Annotated in this window: 22 protein-coding genes; 8 read left to right on the plus strand and 14 right to left on the minus strand. The window is 69.8% G+C overall.

Going from position 1 to position 19,355, the window contains the following annotated elements; all coding sequences use genetic code 11:
* Window positions 1-33 precede the first annotated feature (33 nt).
* From NRP21_RS06865 to NRP21_RS06880, 4 genes are read right to left on the minus strand one after another with little or no spacing between them, the layout of a single operon-like run.
* Window positions 34-822, minus strand: a complete 789-nt coding sequence (locus tag NRP21_RS06865; RefSeq protein WP_257715427.1) for an ABC transporter permease — start codon at window positions 820-822, stop codon at window positions 34-36.
* Window positions 819-1,655, minus strand: coding sequence for an ABC transporter permease (locus NRP21_RS06870; protein WP_257715428.1), 837 nt, complete (start codon window positions 1,653-1,655; stop codon window positions 819-821). The genes NRP21_RS06865 and NRP21_RS06870 overlap by 4 nt, the downstream gene beginning before the upstream one ends.
* Window positions 1,652-2,701 carry an ABC transporter ATP-binding protein gene (locus NRP21_RS06875; RefSeq protein WP_257715429.1) on the minus strand — a complete coding sequence of 350 codons (1,050 nt, stop codon included), beginning with the start codon at window positions 2,699-2,701 and terminating at the stop codon, window positions 1,652-1,654. The genes NRP21_RS06870 and NRP21_RS06875 overlap by 4 nt, the downstream gene beginning before the upstream one ends.
* Window positions 2,698-3,786: an extracellular solute-binding protein gene (locus NRP21_RS06880; RefSeq protein WP_257715430.1), complete on the minus strand. Its 1,089-nt coding sequence runs from the start codon at window positions 3,784-3,786 to the stop codon at window positions 2,698-2,700. Before NRP21_RS06880 ends, NRP21_RS06875 begins: the two co-directional genes overlap by 4 nt.
* Before the next feature lie 223 nt (window positions 3,787-4,009).
* Here NRP21_RS06880 and NRP21_RS06885 point away from each other — a divergent pair, with 223 nt between their 5' ends.
* From NRP21_RS06885 to NRP21_RS06910, 6 genes are all read left to right on the plus strand, one after another.
* On the plus strand, window positions 4,010-4,663 hold the full coding sequence (locus NRP21_RS06885) for a hypothetical protein (RefSeq protein ID WP_257715431.1): 654 nt from the start codon (window positions 4,010-4,012) through the stop codon (window positions 4,661-4,663).
* A gap of 103 nt (window positions 4,664-4,766) precedes the next feature.
* Complete coding sequence (locus NRP21_RS06890) at window positions 4,767-6,176, plus strand: glycosyl hydrolase family 28-related protein (RefSeq protein ID WP_257715432.1); 1,410 nt, start codon at window positions 4,767-4,769, stop codon at window positions 6,174-6,176.
* Entirely contained in the window at window positions 6,173-7,459 is a 1,287-nt protein-coding gene (locus NRP21_RS06895; RefSeq protein ID WP_257715433.1) for a tyrosine-type recombinase/integrase, read from the plus strand. Before NRP21_RS06890 ends, NRP21_RS06895 begins: the two co-directional genes overlap by 4 nt.
* A 53-nt stretch (window positions 7,460-7,512) precedes the next feature.
* A complete protein-coding gene (locus NRP21_RS06900) occupies window positions 7,513-7,848 on the plus strand; it encodes a hypothetical protein (protein WP_257715434.1) in 336 nt (111 codons plus the stop codon).
* Window positions 7,845-8,186: a hypothetical protein gene (locus tag NRP21_RS06905; RefSeq protein WP_257715435.1), complete on the plus strand. Its 342-nt coding sequence runs from the start codon at window positions 7,845-7,847 to the stop codon at window positions 8,184-8,186. Before NRP21_RS06900 ends, NRP21_RS06905 begins: the two co-directional genes overlap by 4 nt.
* Window positions 8,187-8,192: 6 nt before the next feature.
* Window positions 8,193-8,426: a hypothetical protein gene (locus NRP21_RS06910; RefSeq protein WP_257715436.1), complete on the plus strand. Its 234-nt coding sequence runs from the start codon at window positions 8,193-8,195 to the stop codon at window positions 8,424-8,426.
* Window positions 8,427-8,486: 60 nt separating this feature from the next.
* Here NRP21_RS06910 and NRP21_RS06915 read toward each other — a convergent pair whose 3' ends face one another.
* Window positions 8,487-8,810 (minus strand): putative peptidoglycan-binding domain-containing protein, encoded by a 324-nt coding sequence (locus NRP21_RS06915; protein ID WP_257715437.1) that lies wholly within the window; start codon window positions 8,808-8,810, stop codon window positions 8,487-8,489.
* A gap of 263 nt (window positions 8,811-9,073) precedes the next feature.
* Between NRP21_RS06915 and NRP21_RS06920 the strand changes: the two genes are divergently transcribed.
* Complete coding sequence (locus NRP21_RS06920; protein WP_257715438.1) at window positions 9,074-10,558, plus strand: hypothetical protein; 1,485 nt, start codon at window positions 9,074-9,076, stop codon at window positions 10,556-10,558.
* Between the two features lie 232 nt (window positions 10,559-10,790).
* Here NRP21_RS06920 and NRP21_RS06925 read toward each other — a convergent pair whose 3' ends face one another.
* On the minus strand, window positions 10,791-10,997 hold the full coding sequence (locus NRP21_RS06925; RefSeq protein ID WP_257715439.1) for a putative peptidoglycan-binding domain-containing protein: 207 nt from the start codon (window positions 10,995-10,997) through the stop codon (window positions 10,791-10,793).
* Window positions 10,998-11,170: 173 nt separating this feature from the next.
* Between NRP21_RS06925 and NRP21_RS28010 the strand changes: the two genes are divergently transcribed.
* On the plus strand, window positions 11,171-11,443 hold the full coding sequence (locus NRP21_RS28010) for a DUF6894 family protein (RefSeq protein ID WP_408639606.1): 273 nt from the start codon (window positions 11,171-11,173) through the stop codon (window positions 11,441-11,443).
* A 13-nt stretch (window positions 11,444-11,456) separates the two neighbouring features.
* Here NRP21_RS28010 and NRP21_RS06930 read toward each other — a convergent pair whose 3' ends face one another.
* The 8 genes from NRP21_RS06930 to NRP21_RS06965 form a co-directional block, all read right to left on the minus strand.
* Window positions 11,457-11,960 (minus strand): hypothetical protein, encoded by a 504-nt coding sequence (locus NRP21_RS06930; RefSeq protein WP_257715440.1) that lies wholly within the window; start codon window positions 11,958-11,960, stop codon window positions 11,457-11,459.
* Window positions 11,957-12,238 carry a hypothetical protein gene (locus NRP21_RS06935; protein WP_257715441.1) on the minus strand — a complete coding sequence of 94 codons (282 nt, stop codon included), beginning with the start codon at window positions 12,236-12,238 and terminating at the stop codon, window positions 11,957-11,959. The genes NRP21_RS06930 and NRP21_RS06935 overlap by 4 nt, the downstream gene beginning before the upstream one ends.
* 567 nt (window positions 12,239-12,805) lie before the next feature.
* Complete coding sequence (locus NRP21_RS06940) at window positions 12,806-13,108, minus strand: hypothetical protein (protein WP_257715442.1); 303 nt, start codon at window positions 13,106-13,108, stop codon at window positions 12,806-12,808.
* Window positions 13,101-13,589 (minus strand): hypothetical protein, encoded by a 489-nt coding sequence (locus NRP21_RS06945; protein ID WP_257715443.1) that lies wholly within the window; start codon window positions 13,587-13,589, stop codon window positions 13,101-13,103. The genes NRP21_RS06940 and NRP21_RS06945 overlap by 8 nt, the downstream gene beginning before the upstream one ends.
* 14 nt (window positions 13,590-13,603) lie before the next feature.
* Window positions 13,604-14,764: a hypothetical protein gene (locus NRP21_RS06950; protein WP_257715444.1), complete on the minus strand. Its 1,161-nt coding sequence runs from the start codon at window positions 14,762-14,764 to the stop codon at window positions 13,604-13,606.
* The gene (locus NRP21_RS06955) at window positions 14,752-17,598 is read right to left on the minus strand and encodes a hypothetical protein (RefSeq protein ID WP_257715445.1); all 2,847 of its coding nucleotides are present in this window, start codon (window positions 17,596-17,598) and stop codon (window positions 14,752-14,754) included. Before NRP21_RS06955 ends, NRP21_RS06950 begins: the two co-directional genes overlap by 13 nt.
* 29 nt (window positions 17,599-17,627) lie before the next feature.
* Window positions 17,628-18,581 carry a tail fiber domain-containing protein gene (locus NRP21_RS06960; RefSeq protein WP_257715446.1) on the minus strand — a complete coding sequence of 318 codons (954 nt, stop codon included), beginning with the start codon at window positions 18,579-18,581 and terminating at the stop codon, window positions 17,628-17,630.
* A complete protein-coding gene (locus NRP21_RS06965) occupies window positions 18,582-19,355 on the minus strand; it encodes a discoidin domain-containing protein (RefSeq protein WP_257715447.1) in 774 nt (257 codons plus the stop codon).

A 19,355-nucleotide genomic window follows, 5' to 3' on the forward strand; every position in this document is an offset into this window, starting at 1 on the left:
TGCAAGCCGGGCGGAACCGCCGATCAACACAAATCAGTCCCGACCGCGCAACAGGAGACCCACCAGGCCGAGGGTGAGGGCCGCGGCGGCGAGCAGCAGGGTGGCCAGCGCGTTCACCTCCGGCGTCATACCCAGGCGGAGCATGGAGAAGAGGGCGACCGGCAGGGTGGTGCCCGAGGGGCCGGAGGTGAAGGAGGCCAGCACCACGTCATCCAGCGAGAGGGTGAAGGCGAGGAGCCAGCCGGCCGCGAGGGCCGGGGCCATGAGCGGCAGGGTGACGGTGGCGAAGGCGGCGGCGGGGGTGGCGCCGAGGTCCTGGGCGGCTTCCTCCAGATCCCGGTCGCGGGTGGCGAGGCGGGATTGGACGATCACGGCGACGTAGGCGGTGCCAAGGGTGGCGTGGGCCAGGAGGACGGTCAGCGCGCCGCGGCCCGCGGGCCAGCCGGTGGCGCCCTCCAGCGCGACGAAGAGGAGAAGGAGGGAGAGGCCTGTCACCACTTCCGGCAGGACCAGGGGTGCGCCCGCCAGGGTGCCGAGGAGAGAGCGGCCCGCGAAGGCGCCGTGGCGGGCGAGAACCCAGCCAGTGGCGCCGCCCAGCAGCACCGCCAGGGTGGCGGAGCCGGCGGCGACGCGGAGGGAGAGCCAGGCGGCCTCCAGCAGGCGGTCATTGGCGGCCAGGGCGGCGAACCAGCGGAGGGAGAAGCCGCCCCAGCGGAAGGGGACGGAGCTGGCGGAGAAGGCGTAGCCCACCAGCAGCACCACGGGCAGCCAGAGGAAGGCGAGGCCGCCCCAGAGGAGGACCCGGACGAGGCGCGGGGTCACTGGGCTCGCCCGAGGCGCTGGAAGAGGAGGATGGGGCCGGTCAGCAGGGCCAGCAGCGCGAGCGCGAGGGCGGAGGCGACGGGCCAGTCGCGGTTCTGGAAGAACTCCTGGAACAGGACGCGGCCGACGAGGGTCGCGTCGGGCGGGCCCAGCAGTTCGGGGATCACGTATTCCCCCGCGGCCGGGATGAAGACGAGGAGGAAGGCGGCGGCGAGGGCCGGGAAGAGCTGCGGCAGGGTGACGGTGAGGAAGGCGTGGCCGGGCGTGGCGCCGAGGTCGGCGGCGGCTTCCTCCAGCACCGGGTCCAGGCGGGTGGCGGCGGCGAAGACCGGCAGGACGGCGAAGGGCAGGTAGGCGTAGACCATGCCGAGCAGCATGGCGCCGTGCGTGTAGAGGAGCGGGATCGCGTCCTGCGTCAGCCCGAGGCCGCGGAGGACGGCGTTGATCCAGCCCTCGTCCCGCAGCAACCCGATCCAGGCGCCGATCCGGATGAGGAAGCCGGTCCAGAAGGGCAGCAGGACCGCGGCCAGGAGCGCGTTCCTCCAGCGGCCGGCGCGGGCGATGGCGATGCCCATCGGGGCCGCCAGCAACAGGCAGAGGCCGGCGGTGAGGGCGGCGACGACGAAGGACTGGGCCAGGGAAGCGCGGTAGTAGGGGTCTTCCAGCAACAGGCGGAGGTTGTCGGGGTTGGTCCCCTGCCCGGCCCAGGGCGGATCGTAGGGCGGGACGCCGTTGGACTGCCAGGACACGGCGAGGACGAACACCAGGGCCAGGGGCGCGGCCACGAGGAGGGCGAGCCAGAGGCCGGGGACGAGGCGGAGCGCGACCCTCATGGCAGGAGGGGCACCACGTCGTCCCGGTCCCAGGCCAGGCGCACGGCGGCGCCGCGCGGGGGCGGGGCGCCGTCCTCCTCGGCATGGGAGACGCGGAGGGTGGCGCCACCACTCAGCCTGACGAGGAGAAGGCTGCTCTCTCCGCGGAAGGCGGATTCCTCGACCGTGCCGGCGGCGGTGTTCTCGCCGGGCTCGGTGGCGAGGCGGATGCGCTCGGGGCGGAGGGCGACGGCGGTGCCGCCTTCCGGCAGGGGCGCTTCGGCGCGCAGGGTGCAGGCCGCGCCGGGACAGTCCAGCGCGCCATCGGCAGTGCGCGTGCCGTCCAGCACGTTGGCGGCGCCGAGGAATGTGGCGACGAAGCGGGTGGAGGGGCGGTCGTAGACCTCGCGCGGGGGGCCGGCCTGGACGATGCGGCCGTGGTCCATCACCGCCACGCGGTCGGCCAGGGCCAGGGCTTCGGCCTGGTCGTGGGTGACCATGATAAAGGCGGCGCCGCTTTCCCGCTGGATGGCGCGCAGCTCGAAGCCGGTGCGCTCGCGCAGGTTGGCGTCCAGGGCGCCGAGGGGCTCGTCCAGCAACAGCAGGCGGGGGCGCTTCACCAGGGCGCGGGCCAGGGCCACGCGCTGGCGCTGGCCACCTGAGAGGGCGTGGGGCTTGCGGGCTTCCATGCCCTCCAGGCGCAGCACCGCGATGGCCTGGGCCACGCGGGCGGCGACTTCCGCGCGCGGCAGGCCCTCCCGCTTCAGGCCATAGGCGATGTTGGAGGCCACGCTCATGTGCGGGAACAGGGCGTAGGACTGGAACATCATGTTCACGGGGCGGCGGTGCGGGGGAACGCCGAGGAGGTCGGTGCCGTCCAGCTGCACGGTGCCGGCATCCGGCGTCTCGAATCCGGCGATCACGCGCAGCAGGGTGGACTTGCCGGAGCCGCTGCCGCCGAGGAGGGCGAGGAACTCGCCGGGGGGAACGTCGAGCGAGACGCCGTCCAGCGCCGCGACGTTGCCGAAGCGGCGGGTGAGGCCGCGCAGCGTGAGGCGGGGCTTCAACGGGCGGCCTTGAAGCGGGACCAGGAACGGGCGCGGGCGCGCTCCGCCACCGGGCCGGGGGCGGAGACGGTGAAGCTGTGGGCAATCATGTCAGGCGACGGATAGACGTTGAGGTCGGCGGCCACGTCCTGCCGGAGGTGCGGGCGGGAGGCGGGGACGGCGTTGGGGTAGTGCACCTGGTTCGTCACGCCCGCGATCACCTCCGGCCGGAGCATGTAGTCGATGAACCTCTGCGCGGCCTCCGGGTTCGGCGCGTCGGCGGGGACTGCCAGCATGTCGAACCAGAGCTGTGCGCCGTCCTTCGGTGGGGTGTAGGTGATGCCGCCCTCCGGGGCGCGGACCTGGGCCTGCACCACGTCGCCGGAATAGGTGAGGACGGCGCAGTACTCGCCCTGGGCCAGCGCGTCGGTGATGGCGGCGGAGGGGATGATGGCGCGGATATGCGGGCGGATGGCGAGCAGCGCCGCCTCCGCCGCGCGGGCCTCGGCGGCGTCAGTGGTGTTGGGGTCCTTGCCGAGCCAGCGGAGGACGGAGGGGATGACGTCGATGCCACTGTCCATGATGGCGATGCCGCAGCGGGCGATGCGGGCCGCGTTCTCCGGCCTGAGGATCAGGTCCAGGCTGTCCAGCGGGGCGTCGGGCGCCAGGGCCCGGATGCGGTCCGCGCGCAGGCCGAGGCCGACCGTGCCCCAGAGATAGACGGCGCCGTGCCTGTTGCCGGGATCGCTGGCGGCGACCTGGGCGAGGAGCGCGGGATCCTGGCCGGCGAGGTTGGGGATCGCCGCACGGTCCAGCGGGCGCAGGGCGCCGGCGCGCACCAGGCGGGCGAAGCTCGGCTCGCTGGTGGGCACCACGACATCGTAGCCGGAGCGGCCGGCGGAGAGCTTGCCTTCCAGCGTCTCCAGGCTGTCGAAGACGTCGTACCGCACGCGGATGCCCGTCTCCCGCTGGAAGCCCTCGATCGCCTTCGGGTCGATGTAGTCGGTCCAATTATAGACGTTCAGCACGGGCTGCTGCGCGGCGACGGCCCCTGCCAGCAGGGGCGCGAGGAGCAGGGTGGGCAGAAGGCGACGCAGGCGGATCATGCCCCGCAAGGTATGGCCTGGGCCGCGGCGCGCAAGTTGGGCATCTATTCTCTTTTTTCGATATTTAGGAAGATATTTCTTGACTTGAGGCCCACGGTCCTGTAACCCCCCTCTCGTCAACGGGACATCTGCGCCCGCATCGCACATCACGGTCCCCCTCGCCCCGCCCGGCCCTGCCGGCGCGGGGCTTTTCGCGTCCGCGCCCCGCAGGAGCCATGCCAGCATGCCCTACATCGCCAGCAACCTGATCCCGCTCGTCGCGGCCGACAGCTTTACCTTGTGGCTGTACAGGACCACCGACACCCGGGCGACGGTGCTCTCGGCCGGTTATTTCAGCGCGGCCAGGAGCCGGCTGCTGGCCGGGCACATGGTGGTGCTGGAGGCGGCGGATTCCACCGCCCTGCTGCCCGTCCGCACCAACGCGGAGGTGGGGAACGGGCTGGTGGTGGATGCCAGCTCCTCTCCGCTGCGCCTGACGGGCGCGGGGTCGCTGAACCTTGAGGCAGACCTGGCGGCCGCGGCGGTGGCGCGCGGCGTCTCCCTCGGCTCTGTGCCGAGCGGGGTGAACGAGGGCGAGACCTTCACTGTCCGCGCCACCGCCTCCGGCGCGACCAGCTCGGTGAGGTTCAGCATCCTGAACGCGAGCGGCGCCGTGGTGCTCGGGCCCAGCACGGCCGCCGTCTCCTCGGGCAATGCCAGTGCCACCTTCACCGCGCCGGTGCCCGGCAATGGCTACCGGGTGAAGGTGGAGGATGCGGCGGACTCCCTCGTCGTGCAGACCTCGCCTTCCTTCGTCGTGCTCGCCGCCTTCGCGCTGCTGGTCGAGACCGGGCTCGGCCTGCTGATGGCCGAGGCCGGGACGCGGCTCGTCATGTAGCGCGGATCGCCGAAGGGCGCCTTCCGGCGCTTGAATCCGCCCTTCAGCGACCGCCCCTTCCCCGCCCCGCCCGACGCCCTCCCCCTTCCGGAGCCGCTACCCCATGCCTGACAGCAAGATCAGCGACCTTCCCGCAGCGATCTCCTTCGCCGATACCGACATCACGCCCATCGTGCAGGGCGTCGGCGGCGCGGCCGAGACCCGGCGCGCCACCTTCGCCCAGTTCCGCAGCACGGTGATGGCGGACCGGCCGCTGCACGTGCGCGACTACGGCGCGGTGGGCAACGGCACCACGGACGACACCGCCGCGTTTCAGGCCGCGCTGAACGCCGCCGCCAGTACCGGAGGCGGCATCGTCCTCCTCGGGCCGCGCCGCTACCTGATCGACAGCGCGGAACTGGTCATCCCGCCCAATGTCACGCTTCAGGGCGGCGGAGATCCGGGCGGGTGGCGCATCAACAACGACTACAACTCCGTGCCCTACTCCATCATCCTGAATCCTGCCCGCACCATCCGCCTGCGGCGGAACTCGGCGCTGGAGCAGGTGGCGATCATCCGCAAGGGCTTCGCCGCGCCCTCCTCCGTGCGGGAGGCGCTGGACTGCGCGGCCGCCTTCGCCGGCACGGCGGTGAGCATCGGGGACGGCACCACGGGTGGCAGCGCGACGAACGCCACCGACGCTTCCGTGCGGGGCCTGCTGATCATCGGCTTCACCTGGGGCGTGTACAGCAACGGGGCCAGCCGCACGCGGATCCGCGACGTGGTGGGGGACTGCACCAACGGCCTCTATCTCGGCAAGTCCTTCGACATCGGGCAGAACGAGCGCATCAACTGGCACCCGCTGGCCACCACGGGCCGGACCTTCGCCGCCACCACCTGGGCGGTCACGGGCTGCGCCAACAACGGCGGCGGCCTCGTGCGGCTCACCACGGGCTCGGCGCACGAGCTGCGGGTGGGCGACGTGGTGCTGGTCAGCGGGGTCGGCGGCGTGGCGGGGGCGAACGGGCGCTTCACCGTGGCGGCCGTGCCCAGCACCACCACGCTGGACCTGCTGGGCAGCGCCTTCGCCGGCAGCTATGCCGGCGGCGGATCGGTGAACCCCACGGTCAATCACCGGCGCGGCAAGGCCTTCTGGATCACCACGGCCGACATGCCGAACTTCGTGAACTGCTTCGAGTACGGGCACGACATCGGCTGGCACCTGGATGACCTGACGCACTCCGCGCAGTTCGTGAACTGCGGCGTGGACGGGGTGAACACCGATCCCGGCACGATCGGCGTGCAGATGACGGGGCTGTGCTACCGCAACAAGTGGTACGGCGGCTTCTGGTCCATCCGTGGCCGCCATTCCTACAAATTTCGCGCAGGTCCGTTTCGCCCCGATCCGCCTACCTTTATGGTGGGTCCGAGTTCCTATGACCTCCGCACCCTTCGCCATGATCCCCGGTCAGGACCGGGTATATTTCGGGTACAAGGGTCGGAAAAACCGGGTATCGGGAGATTCTGCCGGTGAAGCTGACGGACAGGGCGGTGAAGGCCGCGCAGGCCAGACAGGATGGCCCGTACAAGATGCCCGACGGCGGCGGGCTGCACCTGCTGGTCACGCCCGCCGGCGGCAAGCTCTGGCGCTACCGGTATGAGGTGCGCGACGCCGAAGGGCGCCGGGAGAAGATGCTCGCCCTCGGGACGTACCCGGCGGTGTCGCTGGCGGATGCGCGACGCGCGCGGGAGGAGGCGCGCGCCCTGCTCGGCAAGGGGCAAGACCCGTCCGTGGAGAAGCGCACCCGCCGGGCCCAGGCCGCGGCCGAGGCGGCCACCACCTTCGAGCCGATCGCCCGCGCCTGGCACGCCATGCGGAAATCGGCCTGGTCGGAGAGCCACGCGCGGGACGTCATGCGGAACCTGGAGGCGGACGTCTTCCCGGCGCTCGGCGCGCTGCCGATCAAGGCCATCAAACCGCGCATGGTCCTCGAGATGCTCCGCGGGGTGGAGGAGCGGTCCATGACCACCGCCCGGAAGATCCGGCAGCAGGTGAGCGCGGTGTTCGTCTACGCCATCGCCGAGGACCTGGCCGAGTTCGACCCGGCGCAGACTGTCGGCGGCGCCCTGCGCCCGGCCGAGGCGGAGGAGCACCACCCTGCCCTGGTCTCGATCGTGGAGCTGCGGGAGATGCTGGCGAAGGTGGACACCCAGCCCGCCTATCCGCCCGGGCGGATCGCCATGCGCCTCCTCGCCATCACGGCCGTGCGCTCGAAGGAGCTGCGCGGCGCCATGCCGGCGGAGCTGGAGGAGCTGGACGGGCCGAACCCGATATGGCGGATCCCTGCCGAGCGGATGAAGGGGCGCAAGGGGAAGAAGCGGGAGCACGTCGTGCCGCTGGCGCCGGAGGCGGTGGAGCTGTTCCGCCTGGCCCGGGAGTTCGCCGGTCGCGGCCGCTTCCTCTTCCCGAGCGGCAGATCCTCGCTCCTGCCGATCAGCGAGAACACGCTCAACCGGATGCTCCACCGGGCGGGGTACGAGGGGCGCCACACGCCGCACGGCTTCCGGTCCAGCTTCTCCACCATCATGAACGAGCGGCACGCGGACAGTGAGCAGGACCGGGCCATCATCGACTTGATGCTGGCGCACGCGCCCGGCAGCGGGGTCGAGAGCATCTACAACCGGGCGGCCTACATGCCGCGGCGGCGCGAGCTGGCGCACGAGTGGGCGGCCCTGGTCATGGAGGGGCTGAGCCCGGCCGCCAGCCTGGTGGCCCTCCCCCGCTCCGGCATGGGGCGCCCGGCGAAAAAGAGGTGAACAGAACGAGAACGCCATGTAAGGTTCCGGCCCGCGAATCGATAGGAGCCGACATGGCCAAGCCCCCTGCCCGCCCCTCCGTCCAGCAGGAGGTCGCCACCCGTATCACCCGCCTCATGCAGAAAGAGCCGACGCCCGCGCGCTGTGTGATGGAGGTGGAGACCATCGTCTCCAACCTGCGCCGGGACGGGGACGCCGAGCAGGTGTCCACCTGGCTCGAGGAACTGCGCGACGGCTTCGCCGAGGCCTCCGAGCAGGCAGCCGAAGCGGTGGACGAGGTCGAGGCCACCCAGAAGGCGGAGCGGCGCAAGGCCGAGAACGCGGTGGTCTGCCTGCGCGCCATCAGCCAGGCGTTCGGCCGCGCGCTGGAGGAGCCCGTCCTGGCATGATCCAGTGGCGTTCCCAGTGGCCCGCCGCTCTGCGGGAGGCGGTGGGACTGGCTTACAGGGAGGCAGGCGGCCGCGGCGCCGATGAGCGCGGGCGGCTCGAGGCCGCAGTCGAGGCCTTCCTCGACGCTGGCGGCGTGGCAGCGGTCCCGCGCGAGACGGTCGAGGACATCATCCGGGACCTATCCCGCGACCGGGCGGACTGGCTGCTGGAGCTGGCGGAGGCGTGGGCGCTAAGGCAGCACCGCCGGCCCCAGGACGGTCGCCTGCGGTGGCGGCGCCCGTTCCGCTGGGACAATACCGAGCCGCAGGCGCCGGGTGATCGGGTGAGGAGCGGCTGACCTCGCATGGCCGACGCGCATCTCACCCCGGCCGCCCCCAAGGATCTCGCCGCCGCTATCTCCTACGCCCTTCGCTTCAACGATCGGGGCAAGGCGCACACGAAGGGGCTGAGGGACGATCCCGACTACATGGCCCAGTGGATTGCCGCCCACCTCGCCCGGAGCCTCTATGTGGTGCTGAAGAAGGCGCCTGAGCCCCGGCCGCTCAACCCGTTCGGGCAGAACAACCCCGGGGTGTGAACGCAAAAACGGCCAGCGCGGGAGGGTTCCCGGCTGGCCGTTCAGTCCCCAGCGCTTTCGTCACCCGCACGAGGATCGTGCGTCTCCAGCCCAGGGCGCGAGGCACAAACCTAGCCCCCCTGCTCCCGCCATTTCCAGCGCCTTCGCCTTGGTACTGTCCGTCCGCCGGGTCCACCCCAGGCCGAAGGTGTCGAAGGTGGAGAGGCTCCGGTAGTAGGTCATCCGAGCCTTCGCCAGCACCTCGATCAGCCGCGCCGGGTTGGCCTGCACGACGGCGGCCAGGGTCTTGGGCCCGAACGCCCCATCCGCCGCAACGCCGACGCAGCCCTGAAGCATCTTGATGGACCGCCCGGGGCCGGCGTTCACCCCGAAGTCGAACACCATCAGGTCCACCCCTGTCGGGAGAACGACGATCTAATGGCGGCCAGCATCGCCGAGCAGCTGCAGAACTCGGGGGACGTGTTCTTCAAGGTCGCGATCAAGATGAGCTGCCCAGAAGACTTGCGAGCGGGTTCGGCTAATCGACAGCCTCAACCGTTTGACCTTCTCCGGATGGTAGTCTTTTACGCTGCTGGCGTCATAGAGACTGCCTATGACACCTGCCGGCTCAGGAATCTGAGTTGTCGAAGTCTGGAACTGGAGATCTCATGTCGGTGGATAATTGGTCGGGAAAAAAGGAGGATTTCCGCATCCTCTTGTCTTACTTCGAGCGGCAGCTTCGACGTCACCTGCCCACGCTGCTTAGGGGCTACAAGGCACCACCGAAAGATGATGTACGCCTCCCACTAATCGGCGACATCAGACATCACCCGTTCGCTAAGAATTGGCACCATCTGCACGATGTTGCGGAGAAGGTAGAGCGCGAAGGATTCGATATTTTAGTTCCCGAACTACGCCTTTTTCTCGAAGACCTAGTCGCGATCTGCGAATGCCTAGGCGATCCTCAAGAGGACTCATTCTTTCGGCGTCTCGCACAAAAATCTGAGTATCACTCAGCCGCCTTCGAAGCGGCTTGTCTTTTGAGCTTACGCAACACTGGTTACGAGGTGGACTTCGTTCCTCCAAATTCGACACCTGGAGCACGAACACCTGATCTGCGCATCACGCTGCCGTCCGGCTTCGTGAACTTCGAGTGTAAGTCACTCGAGGACTTCAACGCAGCTCAAAAGAGGATCGCTCGTCTCCTCTTCAAGGTTGCACTGGAGGGGATGGACAGAGCCGACGTTAGCTCCGTCTGCACCTTCTATTTTGACGGTATTCTGGAAGCTCACGATGCGAACCTGCATGCCCGAGCGATCCGCGACGCGGCGCGGACCACTCAAGATACTCCTGTGCGTTTGTCTGACCGGATAAGCCTGCAGTACGAGCAGGTGCGGGAATTACCTTTTATCTCTACTCCCGGGAGCATCGGACATTTCGAGATTTCTAGTCCGGATGGCTACGCTATGTCGGTGCGGGCTTGTGAGGCAGCCCTCGAGGTGCGGAAGAATTACTCAAGAACAGCGATATCCCAGTTGAAGTCGGCTCGAGGGCAGCTCCCGCCGGATGAATTCTCGATCGTCTGCATAGGCGTTTCAGAGAATCACGGGCCCACATATCAAGAGATCATCAATTCGCTAAAGCGAGAAATATTCGACTGGCTCCCTCGGCACACTACTACGATCGATGCTGTATGGGTGATCGGACGGCTTGTAAACCAGCATGCTCACACTACCCAGATAAACGTTATCGACGATTATCACTTCATTCCGAACCACAGCGCATCGGCGACCTGCCCGCCAGGCTTTGCCTTGTTGCAGGGCACAAATAGATGGCCCGCCAACGAGCGCGGAGAGGAGAGGATGCCGAGAGAAGGAGGGTATACCTTTACTTACAAACCGAAGCTCCCTCTTGCTCAATTGTCCGGAGCGCCGATCACGAAGATGATGTCTCCGGACGGGAAAGAACAGCTGTCGGTCTACATTGGCTTCGATCAGAAAGCGTATTTCGAGATATACTCGGCGGCAGCGGGTTATCAACAAACATCGATTGATGTTTCCCACCATACGACACTTGGCCGTCACAAGTTCGCACTGACATGGGGGGACGGGTCGCCTCTTAAGTTTGCAATCAGTGATGCTTCAGCCGAATAACCTCGCCAGTAGTTGACACAAATTGCTGCCAAACCTACGTCCGCCGTGCGGGTCGGAGCAGAACTCGGACCAGTGAAGAGCCGCCGATCAAGAAGCACGCCGGAGTACTCTCCGGACGACCTGGGCATCGGACCCGGGCACCCTAGCTGGATTTTTGGGGGTGTGGTGTATGGACTAGCCTCCGACCCGCAGTTCAGACGGCGTGGACGGCAATGGGGGCGCCTGATTACGCTCAGATTAGCCCCGCCACCCGATTCAACTGCCATCCCCAAGCGAAGTCTTCCTGGGTCGGGTTTGCCTCCGTGATCTCCAGATAGCGGACCGACTGCTGGGCAGTGACCATGGCCACCAGCACCCGGTTGGCGTCCGCCTTCCCACGCCGCTGGATCAACGAGGCAAGTGCCGCCCGGGTCATGGTGCCGCACGCCCCATCCAGCATCAGGTTGCCTTCTGGGCCGGCTAAGCTGCTGGGGCGAGTGAGGTAGTTCTAATATCGCAATTTCCTATGAACCCCGGCTTCCCGACACCTATGGTGTGGACATCGCAGGCTCCTCCGTGGCTGCCTGCGCATGACGGATGTTTGTGCCGCCGCCACAGGACTGCGGGGCATAGATGCCGAGGTACTTCTTCCATGTCCACGATGGGCAATACCTGCCAGACCGAGAAGGGACTGACTTACCCGACCTGACGGGCGCTAGGCTGAATGCAGTGCTCTATACAGGCGAACTTTTGAGCAGAGACACGGAGGGCTTCTGGAACGGTGAATTGTGGCACATGGACGTGACCGACGAAGTCGGAGTGATCCTGTTCACCCTCGACATTGTTGCCACAGACCCGACCGTAGTCCAATTAGAAGGCTCGCCCGGCCACGAGCCCGATGGATGAGCGCCCGATCGGCTTAGAGCCGGTTGGCTGCCACAGCTTCTAGCGCCTCCCGCCAGTGCCCCGCCCAGGTCTCCGGGTGCGGCTTCCCCGGGTGCCAGCGGGACAGGTAGTAGCCCCAGCCGGCGTCGGGCTGATCCACCCCAGGCAGCGCCTTGGGGCTTCCCCAGAGCAGCAGACGGGCAAAGGCGCAGGCCAGGAGGTCGTTGTGCTCCAGGGCAGCATAGACGGTCGCCCGATCGGTGGAGACCTGCAGGTCGGCGCATACCCGCTCCGCCAGGCGCTTCGTGGCGCCGCCGGTCAGCACCTCGGCCGTGGCGCTCATCGGCCCGCCCTCGAACTGCCACCAGCCGCGGGCTGGCCCGTTGCCGCCCTGTCGCCGGGCCTTGAAGGCCCCACTCTCCTGGCCGCCGATTGCCAGCAGCATCACCCGGGCGCGGTCGTCGCTCTTCACCCCCAAGCCGGCCAGGTAGGCCAGCACGGGATCCACCGTCAGGCGGATGCAGAGGGCGGGGGTCATCGGCCGCCTCCGACGAAGCGGTCCAGGGTGGCCGCGCGCGCCGCGCTGCCGGCACTGGAGCCGATGTGGTAGCTGACCACGGCCGTGTTCCAGCCGATCACCGCCCCGAGGGCGATGTTGAACATGTCCCGGTTCTCGGGCGGGATCTGGATGAAGATCAGCGCCACCAGCATCAGAATGAGCAGCAGGGGCGAGACGGCGGTGACGATGAGCTGTCCGATGCTCGGCCGGCCAGGAGGCACGACAGGATCGGCAGCCGGCGCAAGGGCGTCGGACATGAGGTGTTTCCATTTTCGGTGAGGTATCCGGCTACCGGCCAGACGCGGAGCTTCATCAATTTTGACGAGGCCGTGCCACGCGGAGCGCGAGGGCAACTGAAACGATTGTATTTTCTTCGGATACTTGCGCTGTGACAGACGCTCCTGGACTGCGTTAGCTCTCCCGTCTGCAGCTGCGGGGATGGACCCGTCTCGGCCCGAACGAGGCACAACGAAGCGCCAGAAGCTACGGGGTCTGGACGCCGTCCGACGTGCAGCCGGTGTCGAACCCGGTCCGCGACGCCTCTTTGCGGCCTTCCCAGCTGACCGGCCGGTCGTGGGTTACTCTGCGCTAAGGTGAAAGCGGCCGATGTGAGCTACACGGGGACATGCACATCAGCACCTCCCGACCGAGCGAAATCGAAGCGATCCACGCCGCCTGCGATGCCGCCCTTCGCCGTTCGACCGAGGTGCTGGCGCTCCCAGTGTATCCTTGGCTGCCGCCTTCACGGCGGCCCGGAGAAGTACCTTGCGAGCCCTCGCCGAAAGAGGCGGCAGAGCCCGCCGACTGATCCGCCCGGCGTGGGGCTACTCGATGTCCTTGAACACCGGCACCTCGGGCAGCACCCGGTCATCCCCGGCGAGGATGAGCCGCTCGGCCGCGACGTGCCGGATCTTCACGGCCGCCAGGGTTAGGACGCTGATGAAGGCATGGGCGTGCGCCAACTTGCGCCGCGCCATGGCCAGCGCCATCTCCAGCTCCTCCTCATCCTCCTTGTTGATGGCGTCCCGCCGCGAGCGGATGGCGCCGTAGGCGGTGAGCAACCCGGCCAAGCCGGCGAAGAACATGGAGCCGATGGCGACGATCTGCTCTGCGGTCAGGCTAGGCATATCGGCGCCACAACCTCCACGAGAGGATGCCCGCGATCGTCGTGAGCGCGAGCAGCAGGGTGATGATGGGGGAGAACGGGTCGAGGCTCATTGCGCCCACGCAGACCGTCACGTGCGCCAGGACGACATAGCCGGCCGTCTGCACGAGAGCGCGCTGGCGCAGGCTCCCCATCCGCAGCGCGGCGATCTGCCAGGGGAAGAGCGCGAAGCCGATCCAGGGCCAGAGCCAGCCGCCCAGCACATTCAGGATGGCCAGCGCCGGACGGTCTGTCAGGGCGTCGGGCGAGAGCAGGTTGGCCACGGACCAGCTCAGCCAAGTGATGGCGAAGGTGGCCTCCAGCCATTGCGGGTAGCGGAAGGGATCGCGGAACCAGCCGGCGGCAGCGCTGGCCGACCCGGCCGCGGCCCTGGCCGCTGCATCAAGGGCGGCGTCACTGGCGCCCGTGTTGCCCAAGGGGCGCAGGTTGGGGCTGCTGGGCATGGCGTGGCCCTCCCTCAGCACCGCGTCACGACGCGCACCCAGCCCGGGCCGCCAGCGCCGCCTGTGCCGCCCGAGCCGCCCTGCGAGGCCCCACCGCCTCCACCGCCGGCGCCGCGGTGCCCTGCCCCGCCAGCGCCGCCAGCCGCTCCCACCGCGCTGCCCCCGCCTCCACCGCCGGAGCCAGCGCTGTCCCCGGTCGGCGCGTTGACGGGCGAGCTGCCGGCCGCGCCGATCGCGCCGGCCGGGCCGCCGTTGAGTAGGCCAGCCGCGCCGCCGATTCCGCCGGCGGCGGCGACATTGGCCGCAGTTACGCCCCCGCCCGAGCCGCCGCCTGCCGGCCCGACGCCCGCGGCCGGACCTGCCGAACCGCTGTTGGCATTGGCGGCCGCAGCGCCGCCGGCGCCCAGCCCAGGGATGGTCTGGGCGGTGCTGCCAGCGACGCCCCCGGTGAGGCCCGCCGCGCCGGCGGTGGCGCCGCTCGCATCGCCACCGGCACCGCGGAAGCCCGCGCCCCCGCCGCCCCCAGCGTTGACGCCGACGCCCCCACCGGCGCCCGCGCCGCCCCCGTGGACCTGAAGGCGAACCTGGTTGTTCGGGAACCAGTCGGTCATCCCACCGCCGGTCCCGGCTGACCCAGCCGTGTTGTCGGCCGTGGCGCCTGCACCTCCCGCGCCACCGGCCCCGACCGTGATCTGCGCCGTGGCGGGCAGCTCCAACGCCTCGAAGGAGCGGCGCCGCATCGCGCCACCGCCGCCTGCACCGCCGCCGGAGCCGGCCGTGCCGGAGGCAAGGCGCGCGCCCCCTCCCCCACCGCCCCCGCCGCCGACCACGTCCACCTCCACGACGACGGCGCAGGCCCGCTTGGTCCAGGTGTAGGGGCCGCCCGGTGTCGCGTAGGTGTCCACGAAGGCCCGCGGTGTGGCTGTGGTGGCGATGCGGTTGCTGCTGTCGCCTTCGGTCGGGAGCGGCGCCGTGGGCGCGCCAGTGAGCGCCGGGCTGTCCATCCCGAGGGCGCCGAGCGCCGCGCGGGCGCCTGCCGCGTTCGACGCGCCCGTGCCGCCGCTGGCGATCCCGAGCGGCACGGTGAGCGTCAGCCCATCGAAGGTCGGGCTCTGCGCGGCCGCCGGAGCGGCCAGGAGTGCGAGGGCGAGCGCCCCGCGGATCAGGACACGCACAGGACACCTCCGTTCAGCCACCACTGGCCGGGCAGCGCCGGCTTCGCGGTGGGCAGGGTTGTGGGATCGGGCAGCCCCGCGAGGTCGGGCGTGGGCGGGATGATGACGGGCGGGCGCGGCAGCACGTCCGGATAGACCCGGCGCACCAGGTCCTCGACCTGATCGCGGCGGGTGGGCACCGCCTCGCCCAGCAGATCGGCGCCCTGCCAGAACCAGGCGTCGCGCAACCAGCCGTCGAAGGTGAAGGGGCCGGCCAGGTCCACCTGCCCACAGAGGGCGAGGTTCGCCGAGGCGACGCCGGCGACGGCCGCGAGCCCCGCGGCCGAGACCGTACCCTGCGCGACATCGGAGCCCTGCCAGCGCATGCGAATGGTGCCCGCGCCGTCGTAGGAGCCCCACACCAGCATCGGCATGCCGCGCTGGACGCCGACCTGGGTGATCATGTCGGCCTGGCCGCCATGCTTCAGGTAGAGGGTCGGGAAGCCCGAGCTGTCGGCGATACTCAGCCCCGTGCCGGGCGAGGCCGCGCCGGCCGCGGCATGCTTGCCGAAGAGGTAGCCGCTCGTGGCGCTTGCGCCGGCCTGGATGAGCCCGGCGAAGGTCCAGGGCTGCAGCAGATCCACCGGCGCCTGCGCGCTGTACCAGGAGACGACCCCGTTCCCCATGCGGGCCATGCGCTCGGTGCCGAGCAGCATGCCCTCCGCAGGCGTCGCCTGTCGCACCGCCGTTGCCTGCCGGAACGCCTCCTCGCCGCTGGCGCCGGTCCTGCGGTTCCTCCAGGCGACCACCTTGCCGCCGGCTTCGACCAGGTCCGAGGCCTCGGCCGAGATCCACCAGGCGAGGTTCGCCTGCCCGGCCACGGCGGCCGCGAGCTCCGGGGCGACCTGGGTGACGAGGGGCACGTCCAGCATGGTCAGCGGCGTTCGCTCGCTCACCGCGTCGTGGCGCGACTTCTGCGGGATGTCGCCGCCCGGCTTGCCCGGCGCGCCGGACTGGCGGCGCCGCCAGTAGGGATTGTCGTGAATGGACGGCGCATAGAGCTGCCCCCGCCCGTTCGCCCAGGTGTCCGCGCTGCTGGTGTCCTGGCCCAGCGCATAGGCAAGGTCGCCGGTCGTGGCCGGCGCCGTGGTGAAGGTCAGGTCCACCGCATCGCCGCGCCCGGCCGCCAGCGCCGCGCCGGTGATGGCGTTCCCCGCCACGTCCGTCATCGGCGTGAGGATCGCCGACTGGACGTGCCGGAAGCCGAGGTTCGGCACCACGAAGCGGCTGTGCACGGCCAGCGCCTGCGCCGTGGGCGGCAAGTCGTAGAACACGCGCACTGCCGGCTGGCCGGGGATCCGCCGCACCGCGCGGCGCCAGACCGGGTTCCAGCGCTGGTCGAGCACCGTCTCATGCAGCATGGCCTCGGCCTGCGGTCCGGCGACCTCCTTGCGGCCGTCCTCCTCCGGGTGCTGGTTGGAGGTGATGTAGGCGAGGCCCGTCATCGTGCCGATGAGGCTGAATCGGTCGGGCCGGTCGCGGCAGAGCTGCGCCTGCGCGGCGGGGACGATGTCGCGGTTGGTGAAGTCGCCCAGGTTGGACGCCAGCGCCGTCTGCATGAGGCAGATGCGGAAGGGCCTGCTCTGGCCGGTGATGGCGGTGAGATCAGCCGCCAGATAGTCGGCGATCTCGACCATGTACCCGGCCCAGAGCGCCGAGGTGCTGATGGGGGAGACGCCGGCCTCGCCCTGGCAGAAGAACATGGACGCGTCGATGCCGCGGCCGTAGCGCTCGCGCGCGATCCGCTCCGCCGCGACCACGCCCTCCCTCAGATTGCCGTAGGTGTTGGCGGCATCGGGGGTGGCCCAGCTCGCGCCCGGAGGGGCGAAGCCGTTGAGCGAGGTGCCGCCCTGGCCGGCGCTCCAGCCGATCATGAGCCGCGGCGCGTAGCCGATCTGGCGCATGAGGTCCTGCAGGGCGGTGAGCACCGCCGTGCCGACCCAGAGCACGCCGTCGCCGCGGTCGCGGTACGGCGCAAAGGCGGTGACACCGGACAGGTCCACCAACCCCTCGGTGCCCTCGACGGCGCCGAGCTTGGGAAAGTCGAAGCAGACCAGGGTGTGCGGGTAGAAGGCCTCGCGCAGGGAGGAGAGCGCCCGGCCAATCGCGCCGCCCCGGGCCGAGTTCGACTGCCCCCAGAACAGGAGAAGCGGGATCCGGTCGGTCCAGTGCTGGATGGGCAGGCCACCGTTCGCCGGCTGCAGCACCTGGTAGGGCGCCACCGGCATCACATCCAGCCAGGGCTGCTCGGTCAGCGTGGCCGCGACGCCACCCGCGGCACGGTAGGCGTCCCGTGCCAGCGGCGCCGCCGCGATGGCAGCCGGCGCGGTGCGGATGTCCTCCTGGGTGAGGGTCGCGATCTTGAGGTCTGCCGCGGCCGCGCCGGCCTGGCTTGCGTAGTCGCGCAGGATCGGCAGCGACACGTCGGCTTCGACCAGGCTGGCCGCGCCGAGCATGGAGGCGCCGACATCCACCGCGATCTCTGCCGTTCCGGGCGTAGGGCCCTCAACCGTGCAGCGGATGCGGTAGCGCCCGCTCTCGTCCGTCACGTGGGATAGGGCCCAACCCTGGGCGGTCTCCACGCCGGGCACGTCGTCCCAGTCCAGGGTGCCGGCCTGGGAGGGGCGCTGCACCTGCCAGGACACGCCCGATAGCGGCACCGCCGCGTCAGTGAAGCGGTCCGCTCCCGTCGCCAGGACGCGGATCATCGTGCCGTCCTGCAGGCGAGCCGGACGCTCGCTTCGCCCGACCCGCAAACGCAGGTTCACCGCCGCCGGCAGAGCCGTCGTCGCCATGCTGGTGCTCCAGATTGTGGGGTGGTGCGCTAGAGAAGCTTCAGGCCGGTGAGCTTCTTGACCAGCCCACCGAGATCGTTCTGCAGGGCCTGGATCGCCTTACCCTGGTCCTGGATGGTCTTGCGCTGCGCCTGGATGGTCGCGATCGCCAGGACCATCAGCTTTGACTGGTCCATGGCCCACATGCGGAAGCCCGGGTCCTCCTGGCCTGCCACGTCGCTGTCGCCGGGCGTCACCGCCTCGGGGAACACCGCGTGCACCTCCTGCGCGAAGAAGCCGGTCGCCTCCTCGCCGTTGCGCTTCCAGCGAAAGCGCAGCGGGCGGAGCTTGTAGAGCAGGTCGGGATCGACAGGGCCGATCTCCTCCTTCAGGCGCCGGTCGGACGAGGTGTTGAAAGACGTAGCAGTGGCCGAGGTGCCGATGCTGCCGACGTTCGTCCCGAAGGTGGTGAACTGCACCGCGTTGCCGCCGACGTTGATGGCGACGTTCACGTTGAGGGGTGCGGACGTGCTGGAGGAGAGGAATGCCGATCCAGTGGGCGTCAGCGAGGCTCCAACCTGATCGCCGACACCCGCCGAGCCCGGGGCGTTCTGGGGCGTGTTGACCCGGAGCCAGCCGGAGACGAGGAGGCTGCTGTCCGTCTCGAAGACGGGTGTGCGGTCCGCGTGCACGGTCAGGAAGACGAACCGCGTGCCTGCCGGCCAGTTCACAGCCAGGGTGCCAAGGGAGCTGGCCTTGATCTGCGCCCGGGTGAGCGTGGCAGGGCTGCCGGCGGAATAGATGCCCTCTCCCAGCTCCAGCATCGTCGGCGCCGTCAGGCTGTCCACCACCACGTACATGACCCGCGAGCCGGACGGGATGCCCGCTTCAGCGGGGGTGAAGTAGGTGGCCGCCACCGCGCTGCCGGAGAGCTGGTAGGTGCCCGTGCCCGTCGTCGTGGTCGTCAGCAGGACGCGATTGCCGGTCCGCAGCGGCGTTCCCATTCAGAGGTCCTCCTGGAAGGCGATGTGCGCCTTGAAAAGGCGGTGGTTGGACTGCTCCGGCGCCGGCGGCTCGGAGAAGCGGCCGAACATGCCGTGCCGCAGGTCGTCGTTCAGCGGTGAGACGAAGCCCTGCGCCGTGGTGCCGAGGGCGAGCCCGGCCTCGTCCAGGGCCAGGGCGTCCTCCGGCGGCAGCAACTGCAGGTCGAAGTCGAGACGGCGATAGGTGGCGCCGCGCTGGGCGTAGCGGACGCCGGAGACGGGTGCGCGCTCCACCGTGCCGGCATCCAGGACCCCGCGCCCCCAGCCGTAGGAGACGGCCCGCGAGGTCACGAGCGCCTCGCCCGCCCAGACGCGGCCGAGCTGCAGGTAGGGGTCACCCGCGACGGTCCTGATGATGAACTGGGCGTAGCGCGCGGAGACGGGCGCCGGCAGCAGCGTCGCGGCCACGCCGCGGCGCATATCGAGGGCGGTGAAGGCGGGGTTCGCCACGTCGGTGCCGCCGACTGAGGTGTTGCTCAGCACCACGCGCCAGGTCGCCCCTGTTCCCGGCAGGATGCCGTCCCGAGGCGCGGCGATAGCGAGGAGACGCAGCGGGACCACTGCCCCGAAGTCGATGCCGATCCAGTGCGTGACCGCCCCGCCCGTGGCGCTGCGCCACACCTCGGCGATGGTCGGGGTGAGCAGCGACTGCACGCCGAGGCCGGGCGCCTGGGTGTTCGAGGACAGGCTCACGCCCGCGGCCTCGGCCGCGTTGCGCCACGCGATCACCGCCAT

Origin of the sequence: Roseomonas populi (genome assembly GCF_024594815.1) — a bacterium.
Taxonomy (GTDB): domain Bacteria; phylum Pseudomonadota; class Alphaproteobacteria; order Acetobacterales; family Acetobacteraceae; genus Roseomonas; species Roseomonas populi.